A 1,879-nucleotide genomic window follows, 5' to 3' on the forward strand; every position below is an offset into this window, starting at 1 on the left:
GAGCCAGCAGTTTTTTCTTTTAAAACACAAAGTTGATTGGAACGGAAGGTGCGAGACTCCTGCGGGAAAAGCGTGGCCAATGGAGACCCCGCAGGCGAGAGCCGAGGAGGCTTCAGGACCGCCCGCGGAAAGCGAGTGCCTGGAGTGGATACACTGACAAAACTGTAGACAAAAAAGATTTCTATCTTTTAAAACAAAGTTGATTGGAACGGAAGGTACGAGACTCCTGCGGGAAAAGCGCGTCTAGGGGAGACCCCGCAGGCGCAAGCCGAGGAGGCTCCACGACCGCCCGCGGAAAGCGAGTAACTGGAGTGGAAATCAACGATCAGATTTACATCTAAACCATAGTCTTGTTTTAAAGTTATGTTCGGGTTGAGACACTTCCGAATCTTCTATCTCTGACTTGGCCTTTAAATTATACGATTCGAAAATCACCCACATTATGATTGTGTCCAAATCCCACTAAAACCCATTTACCTTGTAAGAAATAGCTTTTCCAACGAACCACACCACTCAAAACACGAACATTATATTATTTTTACATTTTAATGTTCACTTTTTCATTGATTATCTAGCATTTGTTTGTTATATTAGCAAAGTAATAATCGTAATTACTCGTATATGCTCGGAAATATGGTCTGAGCGTTTCTACCTGGTTCCCAGTTAAAGAACTAGACTACGAGTTAAAGTATTCGGCCGCCCGCTTTTTGAGCAGCTAATGATTTAGCAATCGCTTCATTTTTGCTTGATCATCTATACTTTGACTATCGTAGGTCTAGAAGGCAGCATTCATTCTGCCGTTCTGGACCTTTTTCTTTGACCACAACTGCGAGTGTTTCAAACAATCGGATAATTTGTTTTTAAGGAGAGAAAAAACATGTTAAAAAAGTACACTCTATTAGGAATCATTACTTTACTTTTCGTGTCGGTGATTGCAGCTTGCAGTTCTGCTTCCAAAAATGAAACGGTCGAGAAAAAGACACAAAGGCCTATTATGGTTCAAGGTCCAATGCCAATCGAAGCTGAAAATTTCGCTAAAAAGCTAGAAAATGTTAAAGAAGAAAAATCAGGGGATTTTGTATTTTACATTGGAACTTTAGACAATTATCCTGTAATCGTTGCAAAAACAGGTAAAGGGATGGAAAATACGGCTGCCGCTACAGCAGTGGCAATGGAAAGATATAACCCTATTGCCATCATCAATCAAGGGACATCAGGTGGACATGATCCAAGCTTAAACGTTTTTGATATTGTTTTAGGAGAAAGAACGGTAAACCTAGGTTCATTAAAAACGGCCGATAAAGCTGTAAACGAGGGAATCGATCCAACCATATGGAAACCAATGGACCTAATGGCTTCTGAAGGAAGTGCAGGAGAAGATCCTAACGCTGAAAAACCACGCTTCTACGAAGGAGATAAGGATTTACTCGCAGCTGCTCATGCAGTTAAAGATACCTACACAAAAGGTAAGGTTGTCGATGGTACTATCGGTTCTGCGGATGTTTGGAATAATGAAGTGGATCGGATTAAATGGTTCCATACGAAATATGGTACATCCGTGGAAGAAATGGAAGGAGCTTCGGCAGCACAAATCGCCAAAGCTTACGATGTGCCCTTCCTAGGTATACGAGTGCTATCCAATAACAAAGTGAATGGCGGTAAATATAACCCTAATACAGCAGCAGCCAATCAAGAATATGTGTATGATGTGGTCAAAAAATATATCTCTTCGATGCCAAGCAAATAAGATCGGGCTAGGAACATATAGAATTAGAATCTTTTTGGTCAACTATCCCTATAATGAAAAAAAGAAGAGCACAGATTATGTGCTCTTCTCAGACTGTAGACAAACTCGATGAAAATCGAGTTTGTCTATTTT

1 protein-coding gene and 1 riboswitch are annotated in these 1,879 nt (G+C 40.8%); the gene reads left to right on the forward strand.

The genetic code is table 11. The features are described 5' to 3' along the window. Positions 1 to 595: 595 nt before the first annotated feature. Positions 596 to 699: riboswitch (purine riboswitch) on the forward strand. A gap of 178 nt (positions 700 to 877) precedes the next feature. Beyond that, positions 878 to 1,747 carry a 5'-methylthioadenosine/S-adenosylhomocysteine nucleosidase gene (locus tag ADA55_RS11430; protein ID WP_048683700.1) on the forward strand — a complete coding sequence of 290 codons (870 nt, stop codon included), beginning with the start codon at positions 878 to 880 and terminating at the stop codon, positions 1,745 to 1,747. The last annotated feature ends 132 nt before the right edge of the window (positions 1,748 to 1,879 follow it).

Source organism: Bacillus sp. 220_BSPC (genome assembly GCF_001054655.1).
Classification (GTDB): domain Bacteria; phylum Bacillota; class Bacilli; order Bacillales; family DSM-1321; genus Peribacillus; species Peribacillus frigoritolerans.